Source organism: Halolamina salina (assembly GCF_042678005.1).
Lineage (GTDB): Archaea > Halobacteriota > Halobacteria > Halobacteriales > Haloferacaceae > Halolamina > Halolamina salina.
Map to the genome: position 1 here is coordinate 8,090 of NZ_JBHUDH010000090.1, position 388 is coordinate 8,477.

At 71.1% G+C, this 388-nt stretch carries 1 protein-coding gene; it reads left to right on the plus strand.

Annotation, left to right across the window (positions count from 1 at the left end):
* Nucleotides 1-388 (plus strand): amidohydrolase family protein (locus ACFR9S_RS08560; RefSeq protein ID WP_379818427.1); only part of this gene is annotated, 388 nt, incomplete at both ends.

The following is a 388-nucleotide window of genomic DNA, read 5'->3' on the forward strand; positions in this document are numbered from 1 at the left end:
CGCGCGACTCGGCGTGCTGGAGGCGGTTCGCGCCGGCGCGACGACGATCTGTGAGTACGCCGGCGAAGTGGGGACGCTCGTCGAAGAGGTGTACCAGCCCCTCGGTGTCGACGTGGTCGCGGTCGAGACGATCAACGAGGTGCCCGACGAGCGCGGGGATCTCGGACCGCGGGAGCTCTACCCGTTCGACCGCGAGCAGGGGGAAACGGCGTTGGCCCGCGCGGACCGACTGTTCGAACGGTTCGGCGACGACCCGCTGGTGACGCCCGCCTACGGCCCGCAGGCGCTGGATATGGTGTCCCCGGAGCTTCTCCAGACGGTCCAGCAGCACGCCCACGAGCGGGGCGCGAAGCTCCACCTCCACACCGCGCAGGGCGAGCGGGAATCC